This window comes from Pseudomonas sp. B19125, assembly GCF_044218855.1.
GTDB classification, from domain to species: domain Bacteria; phylum Pseudomonadota; class Gammaproteobacteria; order Pseudomonadales; family Pseudomonadaceae; genus Aquipseudomonas; species Aquipseudomonas edaphica.
The window spans coordinates 163,190-177,311 of sequence record NZ_CP162589.1; the positions used below are offsets into that span (position 1 = coordinate 163,190).

14 protein-coding genes and 1 tRNA gene are annotated in these 14,122 nt (G+C 54.7%); 3 read left to right on the top strand and 12 right to left on the bottom strand.

Annotated features, from left to right (window positions below; all coding sequences use genetic code 11):
* Nucleotides 1–78: 78 nt before the first annotated feature.
* The 10 genes from gabT to AB4P96_RS00810 all read right to left on the bottom strand — a co-directional run bounded on the left by gabT (nt 79) and on the right by AB4P96_RS00810 (nt 7,380).
* Nucleotides 79–1,356 carry a 4-aminobutyrate--2-oxoglutarate transaminase gene (gene gabT, locus AB4P96_RS00765; protein WP_012721619.1) on the bottom strand — a complete coding sequence of 426 codons (1,278 nt, stop codon included), beginning with the start codon at nt 1,354–1,356 and terminating at the stop codon, nt 79–81.
* Between the two features lie 182 nt (nt 1,357–1,538).
* Nucleotides 1,539–2,981 (bottom strand): NADP-dependent succinate-semialdehyde dehydrogenase, encoded by a 1,443-nt coding sequence (gene gabD / locus AB4P96_RS00770; protein ID WP_017136690.1) that lies wholly within the window; start codon nt 2,979–2,981, stop codon nt 1,539–1,541.
* A 294-nt stretch (nt 2,982–3,275) separates the two neighbouring features.
* A complete protein-coding gene (locus tag AB4P96_RS00775; RefSeq protein ID WP_003187551.1) occupies nt 3,276–3,590 on the bottom strand; it encodes a RebB family R body protein in 315 nt (104 codons plus the stop codon).
* A gap of 50 nt (nt 3,591–3,640) precedes the next feature.
* Nucleotides 3,641–3,955 (bottom strand): RebB family R body protein, encoded by a 315-nt coding sequence (locus AB4P96_RS00780; RefSeq protein ID WP_005783676.1) that lies wholly within the window; start codon nt 3,953–3,955, stop codon nt 3,641–3,643.
* 83 nt (nt 3,956–4,038) lie between these two features.
* The gene (locus tag AB4P96_RS00785; RefSeq protein ID WP_138451229.1) at nt 4,039–4,362 is read right to left on the bottom strand and encodes a hypothetical protein; all 324 of its coding nucleotides are present in this window, start codon (nt 4,360–4,362) and stop codon (nt 4,039–4,041) included.
* A gap of 40 nt (nt 4,363–4,402) precedes the next feature.
* Entirely contained in the window at nt 4,403–5,029 is a 627-nt protein-coding gene (locus AB4P96_RS00790) for a hypothetical protein (RefSeq protein WP_169986711.1), read from the bottom strand.
* A gap of 82 nt (nt 5,030–5,111) precedes the next feature.
* The gene (locus AB4P96_RS00795; protein WP_099549556.1) at nt 5,112–5,684 is read right to left on the bottom strand and encodes a hypothetical protein; all 573 of its coding nucleotides are present in this window, start codon (nt 5,682–5,684) and stop codon (nt 5,112–5,114) included.
* 18 nt (nt 5,685–5,702) lie between these two features.
* Nucleotides 5,703–5,930 carry a RebB family R body protein gene (locus AB4P96_RS00800; protein ID WP_003187543.1) on the bottom strand — a complete coding sequence of 76 codons (228 nt, stop codon included), beginning with the start codon at nt 5,928–5,930 and terminating at the stop codon, nt 5,703–5,705.
* Nucleotides 5,931–6,033: 103 nt separating this feature from the next.
* A complete protein-coding gene (locus tag AB4P96_RS00805) occupies nt 6,034–6,576 on the bottom strand; it encodes an RNA polymerase sigma factor (protein WP_017136685.1) in 543 nt (180 codons plus the stop codon).
* A gap of 87 nt (nt 6,577–6,663) precedes the next feature.
* Nucleotides 6,664–7,380 carry a Crp/Fnr family transcriptional regulator gene (locus tag AB4P96_RS00810; RefSeq protein WP_032865579.1) on the bottom strand — a complete coding sequence of 239 codons (717 nt, stop codon included), beginning with the start codon at nt 7,378–7,380 and terminating at the stop codon, nt 6,664–6,666.
* A 195-nt stretch (nt 7,381–7,575) separates the two neighbouring features.
* On the opposite strand from AB4P96_RS00810, the gene AB4P96_RS00815 reads away from it, so the two are divergent.
* The 3 genes from AB4P96_RS00815 (at nt 7,576) to AB4P96_RS00825 (ending at nt 11,808) form a co-directional block, all read left to right on the top strand.
* Nucleotides 7,576–7,652, top strand: a tRNA-Arg gene (locus tag AB4P96_RS00815).
* 763 nt (nt 7,653–8,415) lie between these two features.
* Nucleotides 8,416–10,380, top strand: a complete 1,965-nt coding sequence (locus AB4P96_RS00820) for an AAA family ATPase (protein WP_395600422.1) — start codon at nt 8,416–8,418, stop codon at nt 10,378–10,380.
* A 57-nt stretch (nt 10,381–10,437) separates the two neighbouring features.
* On the top strand, nt 10,438–11,808 hold the full coding sequence (locus tag AB4P96_RS00825; RefSeq protein WP_395600423.1) for an AAA family ATPase: 1,371 nt from the start codon (nt 10,438–10,440) through the stop codon (nt 11,806–11,808).
* Nucleotides 11,809–12,865: 1,057 nt separating this feature from the next.
* On the opposite strand, the gene AB4P96_RS00830 is transcribed toward AB4P96_RS00825, so the two are convergent.
* Together AB4P96_RS00830 and AB4P96_RS00835 are read right to left on the bottom strand one after the other, a co-directional pair.
* Nucleotides 12,866–13,453, bottom strand: a complete 588-nt coding sequence (locus tag AB4P96_RS00830; RefSeq protein ID WP_395600424.1) for a hypothetical protein — start codon at nt 13,451–13,453, stop codon at nt 12,866–12,868.
* Nucleotides 13,450–14,022, bottom strand: coding sequence for an RNA polymerase sigma factor (locus AB4P96_RS00835; protein ID WP_395600425.1), 573 nt, complete (start codon nt 14,020–14,022; stop codon nt 13,450–13,452). The genes AB4P96_RS00830 and AB4P96_RS00835 overlap by 4 nt, the downstream gene beginning before the upstream one ends.
* Between the last annotated feature and the right edge of the window lie 100 nt (nt 14,023–14,122).

The following is a 14,122-nucleotide window of genomic DNA, read 5'->3' on the forward strand; positions in this document are numbered from 1 at the left end:
CATGGCCTGAATGTGCTGCAGCGGGCACAAAAAAACCCGCCGAGGCGGGTTTTTTCTGTCGATCAAGTCAGCCTCCGCTTACAGCTCGGAGAAGCACTCTTCGATGATCGCCAAGCCTTTGTCCAACTGCTCGTCCGGCGAGGTCAGCGGGACCAGTACGCGCAACACGTTGCCGTAGGTACCGCAAGACAGCAGGATCAGGCCCTTGTCACGCGCCTTGGCCACCACGGAAGCCACGGCAGCGGCGTTTGGCTTGTGGCTGTCGCCATCTTCGAACAGCTCAACCGCGATCATCGCGCCCAGGGCACGCACTTCGCCGATCACCGGGTACTTGGCTTGAATGGCTTTGAGGCCCGTCACCAAGCGCTCGCCAACCGCCTTGCAGCGGTCCAGCAGGTGCTCTTCTTCGAACACTTCCATCACCGCCAGCGCAGCAGCGCAAGCAATCGGGCTACCGGCATAAGTGCCGCCCAGGCCGCCTGGCGCAATGGCGTCCATGTATTCAGCCTTGCCGCACACACCGGCCAGCGGGAAGCCGCCAGCGATGGATTTGGCGAAGGTGGTCAGGTCGGCAGCCACGCCCATCTGTTCCATGGCGAAGAACGTACCGGTACGGCCGGCACCGGTTTGCACTTCGTCGGCGATCAGCAGGATGCCGTGCTTGTCGCACAGTTCGCGCAGGCGCTTCATGAAGGACTTAGGCGCGACGTAGAAACCGCCTTCGCCCTGCACCGGCTCGATGATGATGGCAGCGATGTCACGCGGCTCGGCATCGTTTTTGAAGATGCGTTCGATGCTGGCGATAGCGTCATCATCGCTCACGCCGTGCAGTTCGTTCGGGAACAGTGCGCGGAACACCCCGCCTGGCATCAGGCCCATGCCGGCCGAGTACGGCACGACTTTACCAGTGAGGCCCAAGGTCATCATGGTGCGGCCGTGGTAAGCGCCGGTAAACGCGATTACGCCAGCACGGCCAGTGGCGGCGCGGGCGATTTTTACGGCGTTTTCGACCGCTTCGGAACCGGTGGTGACCAGCAGGGTTTTCTTGGCGAAATCACCTGGCACCTTGGCATTGATCTTTTCGCACAGCTCCACGTAAGGCTCATAAGCCAGCACCTGGAAGCAGGTGTGAGTCAGCTTGTTCAGTTGCTCGGTCACGGCGGCGATGATTTTCGGGTGCACGTGGCCGGTGTTCAACACGGCGATACCGCCGGCGAAGTCGATGAACTCGCGACCTTCAACGTCGGTCACGGTGGCGTTCTTCGCGGATTCAGCGAAGATCGGGTGAATCTGGCCAACACCGCGCGGTACAGCGGCTTCGCGGCGTTTCATCAGGGATGCGTTGGTCTTGCTCATAAAGTCCTCATTCGCCACTCATCGGGTGGCGTGGTCCAAGGAATACGTGGCGGGGAGGCAACTACGGCAGCATGCGATGATCGACTGCCACAGCTTTCCCGGCCACTACGAATAACGTCTTCAAACACGCAAAGGGTCAGCGCTCTCGTGCCCTCTGCGTTTACTGCAATCTCTTGCCGAGCTTAGATGCCCAGGCAGAGGTATTTGATTTCCAGGTAATCCTCGATCCCGTACTTGGAGCCTTCACGGCCCAGGCCCGAAGCCTTGATGCCGCCGAACGGCGCCACTTCGTTGGAGATCAACCCGGTGTTCACGCCAACCATGCCGTATTCCAGGGCTTCGGCCACACGGAACACGCGGCCCAGGTCGCGGGCGTAGAAGTAGGAAGCCAGGCCGAACTCGGTGTCGTTGGACATCGCGATCACTTCGGCTTCGTCTTTGAAACGGAACAGCGGCGCCAGTGGGCCGAAGGTTTCTTCCTTGGCAACAGCAGCGTCTTTGGGCACGTTGACCAGAATGGTCGGCTCAAAGAAGTTGCCTTCCATCACCTTGCCACCGGCCAACAGCTTGGCACCTTTGCTCAGGGCATCGGCGATGTGCTCCTGAACCTTGGCCACGGCTTTTTCGTCGATCAGCGGGCCAGTGGTGGTGCCTTCTTCCAGACCGTTGCCGATCTTGAGTTTGGCCACGGCCACTTTGAGTTTTTCGGCGAACGCGTCGTACACCGAATCCTGGATGTACAGGCGGTTGGCACACACGCAAGTCTGACCGTTGTTGCGGTACTTGGAGATGATCGCGCCTTCGACGGCCTTATCCAGGTCGGCGTCGTCAAACACGATAAACGGCGCATTGCCGCCCAATTCCAGCGAGACTTTCTTGATGTCCTTGGCGCACTCGGCCATCAGCTGACGACCGATTTCGGTGGAGCCAGTGAAGGACAATTTACGCACGATCGGGTTGCTGGTCAGCTCGCTGCCGATATCTCCGGCGCTGCCGGAAACCACGCTGAACACGCCTTTTGGAATGCCCGCGCGCTGGGCCAGTTCAGCCAGGGCGAACGCCGAAAACGGGGTTTGCGAAGCCGGCTTGAGCACCATGGTGCAACCGGCGGCCAGCGCTGGGCCGGCTTTACGGGTGATCATCGCGGCCGGGAAGTTCCACGGCGTGATGGCCGCGGTAACGCCGATCGGTTGCTTGATCACGATCAGGCGCTTGTCCGGCTGGTGGCCAGGAATCACATCACCGTAGACGCGCTTGGCCTCTTCGGCGAACCACTCGATAAAGGAAGCGGCGTAGACGATTTCGCCTTTGGCCTCGGCCAGCGGCTTGCCCTGCTCCAGGGTCATCAGGCGCGCCAGGTCGTCCTGGTTCTCGATGATCAGCTCAAACCAGCGACGCAGCTTGTTGGCGCGGTCCTTGGCGGTGAGCGCACGCCAGGCCGGCAGGGCCTTGTCGGCGGCTTCGATGGCGCGGCGGGTTTCAGCCGCGCCCATCTTCGGCACGGTGCCGAGAATTTCGCCCGTGGCCGGGTTGTTGACCTTGATGGTTTGACCGTTGTCCGCATCGACCCAAGCGCCATCGATAAAGGCTTGTTGGCGGAACAACTGGGTATCTTTGAGCTGCATGTCGGCTTTCCTTAACAGCACCGCGCGCACGCGGAGCGAATTAGAGTTGTTGAAAGGCGCCTTGTGGGCTGCCGTCAGGGAAATCAGCCCCAGCACGCGAGATAAGTGAAATAGCGCACGGGAGACAGAGCGTTTGAAATCTCAAACGAATCCTAGGATCAATGGGGGTACAGGGCAATAGTCTGTTCGAAAAAAAGAACGAAAACGGCGCATTTGATGCATCTTTCAGATCAAGCGCACAAACGACAACAGCCCCGGTGCCTTGTGGGCGCCGGGGCTGTTGGGCCTTGCAACTTACGGTTGGAACGACTTGAGCACGGCCAACAGGCTGGTCAAGTTGTCGGCCACGCCACCTTGGGCGACTTTTTCGGTGGCCGCAGCGCCAGCGGTGGTGTCGACGCTGTAGATCTGCATCACGCCTTGGTTGGTGGCGGCCTGGGCCAGGGTGTTTTGTTGCTGTTGGGCCGAGACCGAGTTCTGGAACAGGATCGCCGTGGCCTGGCCCATGGATTGATAGATCGTGCTCATGGCCATCGCTGGCGATTCGGCAACGACCTTGACGTTGGTCTGGGTGACGGCATCGGTGATTTGCGGGCTGACTGTGCTCATGGTTGAAACTCCTGGTGTGAGAAAGAACAACATCCGTTATCGCTGAGTGCTTAAGGCTGGAAGGACTTGAGCACAGTCAACAGGCTGGTGAGGTTATCCGAGACGCCGCCTTGGGCGACTTTTTCGGTGGCCGCCGCACCGGCGGTGGTATCGACGCTGTAGATCTGCATGACGCCCTGGTTGGTGGCCGCCTGGGCCAGGGTGTTTTGCTGCTGCTGGGCCGACACAGCGTTCTGGAACAGAATCGCCGTGGCCTGCGCCATGGATTGATAGATAGTGCTCATCGCCATCGCCGGCGATTCGGCCACCACTTTGACGTTGGTCTGGGTGACCGCGTCGGTAATTTGCTCGTTAACAAATGCCATGATCAATTTCCTTATAGGGGTACACGGTGCATTCCGTGTTCATGAATGAACGTTGCCAAACAGGCCCTGTGAAACGCGCGAGCTCAAGGTTTCGCAGTTGGGCCCAGCGCCGCTTCAATCTGCGTAATCAAACCCTGGATCAGGGCCTGCACTTCCTTGCGTTGCGCGTCCTTGTCCGGGGCCGCGCCGTCCAACACTTGGCGTAGCGCCGCCTCACGCTGCTCGGCGGCAGCCTTGAGCGCTTGCTCATTGGCCTTGGACTGCTCAAGCACCTGGCTGGCGCGCTTGAGGGTTTCGTCGACGATGGCCTGGGGCGTTCCGGCGAAGATCTGCGGGTTGCGCAGCATCGCTTCCAGCCGCAAGCGATCATCGCTGGACAGCACTGAGGGTGTGGCTGGGTGAGCCATGACGGCCTCCTTGGGTACTACGTTGCTGGCTGAAGGGCCGCTAAAGCCGCACCTCGACGTTGTCCTGCCAGAAGCCCGAGAAGTAGAAATACGCCGAGGCATCACAGAACGTCGCCAACTCCGCAGGGGTAATGGCGCTGGGTTGGTTGCCGAAAATCGCCGGCGGCGGCGGCAGCAGGTTGGCCGAGTTATAAAGGTTGCCGACTTCATAGCAGTTGGCCGCGAACTGGGAACAGAACGAGCTGCTGCCAATCGCCACCGACTCGTTGATGCGCTCGACCAGGCTGGTGTTGGAGGTCCAGCGCCGGAATGCAGAAATCATCGCGTTCCACACGCTGTAACGGCCACGGATATCGCCGCTGATCTTGTCGAAATAGAACTGCTTGGCCGCCACGACTGCCGCTTCGCCCAACTCACTGCTCATGCAAGAGAAAACCATCGCCGAACGCGGGGGCTTTTCAAGGCTGAGGTCAGTCAGCGACAGCCCCTCACCCACGCTTTCAATCACCTGGGTGTCGCTCACCGCAATCGCCGGATGAACCACATTCAGGAACGTCGTGTCCTGGGAAAACACCTTGGCCTTGACCAACTGGCCCGCGCGAATGAACGCGCGCGTCGCGCTGTCGTCTTCTTGCTTCACCGAAAAAATAATATCTCCAGGCTGCATGATGTCGCTCCTCACTTAAGAAAAGTTGCTTTCAAGTTGCTGTTGCACCGTTCCAGAAGAACCCTGGAACGTTGTGCTCGGTTCAGGCCGCTGGCGCAGCCCGGTTGGCCAAGGTGTCGGCGTACTTGGCGATGCTCTGGTCGATCTTGTCGATGGCCACGCTGGCGGCTTCGGCTTCCATGGCACCCGCGGCGGCGGCCACGGCGGCAGCGGCGCCCACCAGCAAGTCGGTGGCCAAGGCGCCCAAGGCGTCTTCGGCAGCGGCCGGCAGGTTGTCCTTGACGATGTTCTCGGTCATTTGCTGGAGCAGCACGGCCTGGGCCGCCAGGGCGATCTTGCTGACCCCGTCGAAATACCCCGCCGCCGCCTGCGCCACCAGGCCGGCCGCCTGGCTGATCATCATGTCGGCCGGCACCGCAATCTGCGCCGGCGCATAGGCAAAGTTCTGCGAGTTGGTGAACTGCACCGCCTGCACGATCTGGCTGTTGAGGGCCGCGGTGCTGTCGGGCGACGGCGTGCTCGCCTGGTTGAGCAGGTGCTCGTTCATGCGCGCCATGATCGAGCGCGAGGCCGGTGCGGCGGGCGCCGGCGCAGGTGGGTCGGCGGCGGGCGTTGCTTGCGGGGCGGCGGGTTTCTTTCTACTGAACCACGACATAATCGATCTCCCGAGGGCTTAGCCCTTCTCGCCAATCTGCATGATCAGCGCCACGGCCTTGGAGATCACCGCATTCGAAATCTGGTTCATCGCCTGTTGGCTGTTGACCGCGTTCTGTAACGACAGGCCCGCCGCACTGCTCGCCACCTGATACAGCGACGCGATGGCCTGGGCCGGCGCTTCTGCCACCACTTTGACGTTGGTTTGGGTGACCGCGTCGGTGATCTGGCTGTTGACCTCTGTCATACATCTCTCCTTGATGGCATTCACCCAGGGTTGGGCGTGGGTAGTGGCGGCAGGACGCGCTCATACAACTAGAACGCCCCGCGCCGGCGTGTGTGAATCAAATTCAGCGCAAGGCGTTGCGCAGCAGTTGCACACGCTTGCGCACAAGTGGCAGCGTGACCTGCAACGCGGCAGCGATCTGCGGATACGGCAGGTCATCCACAAAGCGCATCTCAAACAAGCGCTGCTGCAACACCGGCAACCGCGCCACCTGCGCCTCGATCAGCTCCAGGCGCTCGTAACACTCCACCCGTTCCAGCACCGAAGCGCAGGGCGCGGCGAGTGCGGCCAGGTGATCGTGCTCGAGGTCCACCGAATCATCGAGCAGCCGCTCCTCGCGCTTGCTGCGTCGCAAGCTGTCGAGAAACACATGGTCGAGTACCAGAAACAGAAACCCCTGAGGGTCGCGAATGCGCTCCGGCGAGCGCCGAAAGAACAGCAGGGCCTTGATCGCCGTGGCCGACAACCATTCCTGGCCCTGATCCAGATTGCCCTTGGCCCGCCGCAACGCGCGCCGCTTGAGTTCGCCCTGCACGGCGCGCCAACTCGCTTCGAACAAACGGTCATCGGCGGCCCATTGATCCTTGAACTGAACAGTCATCCCCATCGCCAGCACTCCTGTGCATCCTTGATGAAGGGCCAGTCTGCAAGCGCGGGACAGGGGTGCGCTGTTACCTGCGGAACACTGCAACGACTAATTCAAGGCAAAGGCCTTGCGCCGCAAATGCTCGAGATCGTTGATCACCATGCGCTCCAGATTGCCGCTGATCAGCCCACTGCGGCGCCACAATTGCAGCTGCACATTGAGTTTGGGACGGCTGGTGTTAAGCATCGACGCCAACACCCCCTGGCTGGCGGGCAAAGAGACACTCGGCATGGCCAGCGCCAGGTCGATATCGCCCAGGTTGGCCAACAGAAACCGCGCCAACCGCGACTCCAACCGATGCAGGCACACCAACTCCAGCAACTCGATGGCATGCAGCAAGCGCAGCATCATCAGCATCAACAAGCGCCGCAAAAACACCGGCTCCTCAAACAGCACACCAAAATGCCGGCTACCCAGTTGCAACAGCCGCGTGGGGCCACTGGCAAAGGTGGAAGACTCGCGCCCATGATCCTTGATCAACGCCGTCTCCCCCACCACCTGCCCGGCCCCGGTACTGCCGATAATCTGCTCCCGGCCGTCCGGCCCATGCACCACCGAATAAATCCGGCCCTCAACCACCAAAGCAATAAATTCGAGGCTGTCGTCCTTGAAATACAGCAGTTCACGATCATCCAGCAGGCGCTCCACCATATGGGTGGCAACGTAGCGCAAGAGGTGCTCCGGCATACCTCGAAACAAATCGGAGCGGGCCAACAGGGTTTGTCTCAACGGGAGATCGAGCATCACGGTTCCTTTGGAATGCATGCGTTCACCTGGGGAATTGCGGCTTGGAAGCGGCTTAAAGCCAAAAGAGCAAAGCAAACAAAGGGACGTGCGGCGCGGGGAGTTGTGAATGAGAGTGGCGATTAGCCATTTTGGGTGGGAAACGGCCGACAGTTACCGGCGAAAACGCTGGAATGGACGCATCAGGGCGACATGGGTATGATGTCGCCCGCACAAGCATCCGTAGCTCAGCTGGATAGAGTACTGCCCTCCGAAGGCAGGGGTCGTGGGTTCGAATCCCGCCGGGTGCACCAGATACAGATGAAAAAGCCCCAGGTCGAAAGACCTGGGGCTTTTTTGTGGGCGAATTTTTAAGGCTATGGCTTTAGTTATCCGGGGGGTTCGGAAGGTTGCGTTTGGCTGGGGGGCTTGGGTCCTAGAGCGACGGGGGGCTCTAGTGGCAGCCAGAAATTCTGTGAGAGGGATGGTAGTCAGGTAATGAGTTGGGTTCTGGTGTGAGTATAAATAAATCTGTCCCCATTTTTCAGAAAGAGTTGAAGAGCCCGATCTATCGAGCGCGCCGCCGTTCGGAGTTGAATGCAATGATTGAGCAACACACTCAAACGCAAACGTCCTGAATTCGATCCCACACACAGCATGCAAGCCGCCTTAGGGCGGCTTTTTCGTTTTCGATGAGATTCCCCACTAGCTCAATGGAAGTGCTGGCCATGGCGCCAGGTGAGCTGCTGAGAGCCAATTTCTGGCTGGTCCCACTGGTCGAGCTCCCGGCGCTGGATGGCGAGCCTCCACCCCGGCGCGCGCTGTTGTCCCCCCACCACACCTGCGGGCTAAATAGGCTGGATTTTCTACAGCCCTTCAAACCGTTCCAGGCCAACCCTTATCAGGGGCACAGGCTAATTTAAGCTACCGTGCAACCCCTTCAAAAACCTGCAGCCATGAGCGCTTAAGTGCAGACTTGACATAGTGCAGTTGCATGAGGCCATATTGCCAGCACAGATGATCATGCTCAGCCAGGCTTGAGCAATATTCAGAAGGCCTACTTCGCAGGGACGCATGATGATATTCAGCTTGCTATTAAGAAACTTCAAAACGTATCAGGGAATAAATTACATTGCCCTGTCGAATGGAAGTAAGTTTAGCGCTTTAGTCGGGGAGAACGGTGCGGGTAAGAGCTCAGTATTAGAGGCCTTGGACAGCTACTTCAACGGTTCGGAATGGAATTTTAACCATACGCTTTCCAAAGGATTTCAAGAGCGCGAACCATTTGTTTGCCCTGTTTTTTTGATAGAAAAATCAAATTTTCAAATACCCGTCCATCGGTGGCTGCTAGAAAAATTAAGTGAAACATCATGGAAAGCAAAACCTACAGACTTCAACCCTTCAGGCAAAATTCATGCAGAGCTTTTTTGCCAGCAGCGCCAAGAAGTAATTAAGCTAGGCTTTAAAGAAAATACTCACTATCTCTTTCCATTTGGGATTCAAAAAACGAGCAGAGCTGCGACTACAACGCCTTACTTTTCTATTTTTGAAACTTTAAAAGACTACGCAGCCTTTGAAAAATACGCTTCATATACTGATGCATTAATTGAGCTGCAGAAACTCATTCATAATTATTACAAATTTATATACCTCCCATCCGAGCTAGACTTCAAAGAACACACAAAACTTGAAAGCCGAACGATGCAGGCATTGCTCGGTCAAAAAATAGACAAAATAGTTCGACACTTTATTGACAAAAATATTGTCACCGATATCAATACAAAGCTAAGCGAGTTTTTAGACGGCCTTTCTGAAAGGCTAATAATTTATGAATACCGAAAACCAGCTTTAAAACAAAGCCTAGTCAATCTAACTCACTTCACAGAAACAATTATAGAGTCTTATTTCGGTTCAAAAGTATTAAATAAGAAAGTAGGAAAAGATACTGTACCTGTCGCGGACTTAAGCTCGGGAGAGAAAAGACAAGCGCTTATAGATGTCGCGCAAGCATTTCTCACATCTTCTGCGCACAACTCTAACCAGCAGCTTATATTAGCTATTGACGAGCCAGAGTTATCGCTACACGTATCGGCCTGCTTTAGCCAATTCGAAAAGTTAAGAGATGTAGCGGAAAGTGGTGTGCAGGTTATGGTGACCACTCATTGGTACGGTTTCATGCCGATAGTTTCAAATGGCGTGGCTGTGTACTGCCCCAAGACTGATGGTGGTCCGGTATTAATTGATCTCAGATGTTTTAGAGAGGACATTAAGAAGCTAAGGCAAATCACGAGCGGTAGACTTCCAACAGAACTTGAGTTAAAAGGCACAAATGACCTCGTGCAGTCCATAGTTGCGTCGATCACTGCCAGCGATTATAAATGGGTGATATGCGAAGGCTCAGCCGACAAAATCTATTTAGACCACTATTTGAAAGATGAAGGCTATCTGATCGTCGCAGTAGGAGGCAGCCCCGCATTAAAAAAAATCTACACTTACATAGAACTGGCGCTGATAGATGCGAGAGATGACATCAACGGCAGCGTTTTCATGCTGCTTGACACCGACAAAAAATACGAAAGATTCGACACAAAAGATTCAATAAAATCGATTCAGATCCGAAGGGTAAAAAACAATGAAGAAACACAACGAACAGAGTTAATTACCACGGGCAACAACGATTTTCATCCGGCCACAGTCATTGAAGACACTTTGATTCCTCGATTTTTCCTTAAAGCTCTCGAGAGTTTAAAGGACGAAGCCCCATATGCGGCATTAGTAAGTAAATTAGTAAAAGGTTTGAAATCTCAGGATGAGGAGATGCCTCCATCATTTGCATTGAATCTGCGTCGACTAGAAATAAAAACACTCGACGACTTATTCGAAATGGCTGGCTTTAAGGTTAAATTTGCTCTTCGATACATTGAGTTAGCAGATACCAAAGAGCGCCCTGCATGGATGAATGGGATTACGGACTTTTTATCACCAAAAACAATTAATTCCAAACCTGCGATTCGTAGAAAGAAAGCAACTAAGCGAGCTTAGCATCTTATTTCAGATCGCAATAGGCGTCACATTTTAAATTTCCTTCTGGGTAATTGTATGCTTCGCGTATTAGAAATAGAGCACGACGGAAAAAAAATTGAACTATTACCGGGTCATTTAAGCTTTTCTGAAAACAACACGTACACAGTCCTAGTAGGAAAGAACGGACTTGGCAAGAGCAGATTATTAACAAATATTGCAAAAGCACAAACTCGCGATTTTTATGACTTAAATTATTACAGCGAGTATGAATTATCTAGCTTAGCTAGTGGGCGACAGCCATTTGTCATTGCAGTATCCACAAGCCCATTTGATAAATTTCCAAGCCCTAGAAACAAGAGACATAGCACTCCCAATAATTACAAATACGTTGGAATGCGCGGTGAGGGAATGTTCTCTGCATCTTCCGCAGTTTCTCTTATTTCTTCGGCGTCCAAAGGGCTACTTAATAAATTATTAAACCAGCAAAACAACGCCAACTTAATTGATGTATTTGGCTCGCTTTCATTCTCACCCAATGTGAGCTTCATATTCAAGCCTGCTTTTCTGCGATATAACGAAAAATGGGAGTCCAAAACCAGGTTAAATCACTACACCCCGATAGAAACGGATGACTCTTCCGACATATTGATGCTGGATGAAAGGTACGCCAAAAACTTCCACTCTCTTGACACAGAGACAAGATCCACAGCAACGTATGCCATGAGTAATTTGGCGAATTACTTCACCGAACGCAAAGCACTGACGCTTGATGTCGACTTCATTACAAACGAGTGTTTTTTAAGTGGCGAACTCACATATCCGCACATAATCAACTCAATTCAAACCCTAATGGATCTTGGACTAGTAAGACTCATAGACCTCCAGCTTCACAAGGATGGTTATGGCGAGCTTAACCTAAGAAGAGCAAGCTCCGGCGAGCAATGTTTGCTTGTTCTTATGCTTGGAATCGCAGGCCATATAGAAGATGGCTCTCTGATCCTTATAGATGAACCTGAAATCAGCTTGCATCCACGGTGGCAGGAAGAGTTTATGCGCCTACTGACATCAGCATTTGAGGGATACAAACACTGCCATTTTATAATAGCCACCCACTCGCCCCAAATCATTTCTCGAATGAACAGTGTAGACTCCTATGTCTATTCTCTGAGCAAAGGAGAGCTCTATGAATCTAGTTATTTCAATAATAAATCCGCCGACTTCCAGCTAGCAGAGCTTTTTGATGCGCCAGGATTGATGAATGAATATATTTCAAGAGTTAGCTTCAACCTAATCGCGAAGCTGAGAACCAATAAGAAAGTAGATGCCATAATGTACGCCGAACTGCAGCGGCTAACTGAAACACAACTTCAACTGAGCCCACTCGACCCAACAGTTCAACTCATAGACTCTGTACGCGAGCTGTATAATTACTATGCCTGCAATTAATAACTCCGTCGTTTTTAACGAGCTAAACACCAAAAAAATTAAAGCGATTAAAAAAGAACCTGGTTACAGCCATGCTCGATGGAAAGACGACGATCTCGAAGAGATCAGGCGAGAGGTCAGAGATTTTTACAGGGTTGAGCAGCGCCTCAACTGTGTTTATTGCCTCAATGCTGTCACAGCACGGTCTGCACTAGGGGCCCATATAGAACATATAGTATCAAAGTCCCAATATCCCCAATTTATGTTTGAGCCCAAAAACCTGTGCGTAGCTTGCCCAGACTGTAACGAATATAAAAGTCAGCGCGAAGCGTTTGCAGACGCCGCCATGAGAACAAATCCTCGCAGAAAATATCCGACCGACATAAAACAGTACAGGATCTATCACCCTCACTTCGACGAATACGGAAAAAATATACTCAAAGCAGGACATCTTTATTTTGAGGTTAGTCCCGCTGGGGGATACACGATATATATATGTAACCTAAACCGATTCTCGCAGCAATTTGGTGTATCAGAAGAGCTCCTCAACATGCTAACCGTTATGGCTGAGGCACAGAGATTTCATCAAAGGTAAACGCCATGCAGTGGTGAGCATGTGGTGGATACTCGCGTTTGAGTTGAGAATTTGTATCCTTCCATGTATCCCCAAAGCCTCACAAGTTATTTAATTTCATATTTTTCAATTGGTTAACCAAAGCGTTCGAATCCCGCCGGGGCACCAGACACACACAAAAAAGCCCCAAGTCGAAAGACCTAGGGCTTGTTTGTAGGCAATTTTTTGCATGCCTCGCGTTTCAAGTATCCAAAACCTCCAAATAATCGACCTGCGGTGTAAATAAATCTCTGCCCATTTCCCCCCAGCGCCTTTCCAGGCAAACGATGCTCAAAATGTCGGAGCGGGCTTGCTCGCAAAGACGGAGTGTCACCCAATACATGTATGACTGATACACCGCCTTCGCGAGCAAGCCCGCTCCCACATTTTTGGCCAAGTTGCTTTCAAAACTCCATTAAAAAGCCCACCACCGAGTAGTCGGTGGCGGGCTTTCTTTGAAGGCATTTATCGCTTCTGCAACGCCTCCAAACGCGCCGGCAAGTCTTCCTCGGGGAAGCGCTCATGCAGCGTCAACAGCTTTTCATCCGCCGCTTTGGCTTGCCCCGCCAACCGCAGGCTCACAATCTCCCGCAGCCCTTCCTCCAGTGACGGCAAAGCCAGCGGTGCGCGCTTACTGAGTTTTTCTGCCGGCTGATCGGCAAACGCACCGAGGGCTTCAGCCTGAACCAGCGCGTGCTCAACTTTCGGCGCTGCTGCCATCCGCGCCATAGGTGCGGGCGCAGGCGCGGCATACATCTGTGGCGCCGGCGCCGCGGAAAACGTTGCGGTGGAGATCTCCGGCTGCGACACGGGCACGCGCATCACTACGCCGATCATCAGTGCTACACCGGCGACGGTGGCGAATGCCATTTGCCAGCGCGGTTGGCGGCAGGCTTGCAGCCAGCGTTGCCACAGGCTGGGTTGCGGCTTGGGGGCTTCGCGGCGGGCGGTGGCGAGGATGAAGGCGTCGAGGGACGCAGGCGGTTCGCCGGTGCTGTGTTGACGAAAGTGCTGGATCAGCTCGTCGTCAGGTGTGTGTGGGGAGTGGTTCATACGAGTATCTCCTCGGCCAGCAGGCGGCGCAGTTTCTGCTGGGCGTAACGCAGGCGGCTTTTTACGGTTTCCAGCGGGGCGCCGGTGAGGGCGGCGATTTGCGGCACTTCGAGGTCGCCGTGCAGGCGTAGCAGGAAGACTTCGCGCTGGTCTTCGGGCAGGTCTTGCAAAGCGGCGTCGAGGCGCGCCTGGTCGCGGCTCAGGCTCAGTTGCTGCTCAGGGCCGGCGCTGTCGTCGGCCTGGGCGTGCAGTTGTTCGTCGTAGCTGTCGTGCAGCGGGTTGTGGATGCCGTGCTTGCGCCAGTGGTCGATCAGGCGGTTGCGGGCAATCTGGAACAGCCATGTACGAAAACTCGCCCGGCCCTGTGGCTGGGTGGTGCTGCGGATCAGGCTGAGCCAGGTTTCCTGGTACACCTCTTCGGCCAGTTCGGCCTTGTTGCTCAGTGACACCAGGAACCGGTAAAGGCCTCGGCGGTGCCGCGCGTACAACACCTCGAACGCGGCAGCGTCGCCGGCTCGGTAGCGGCCCAGCAGCGATTCGTCGCTGGGTGAGTCATCTGGAACGGCCATGTAGGTAGCGAACTCCTTTTGATGGATCGATGCAAATTTACCGTGGGAGCTGGCTTGCCTGCGATGCAGGCGACTCGGTACATCCTGTACACCGAGTTGC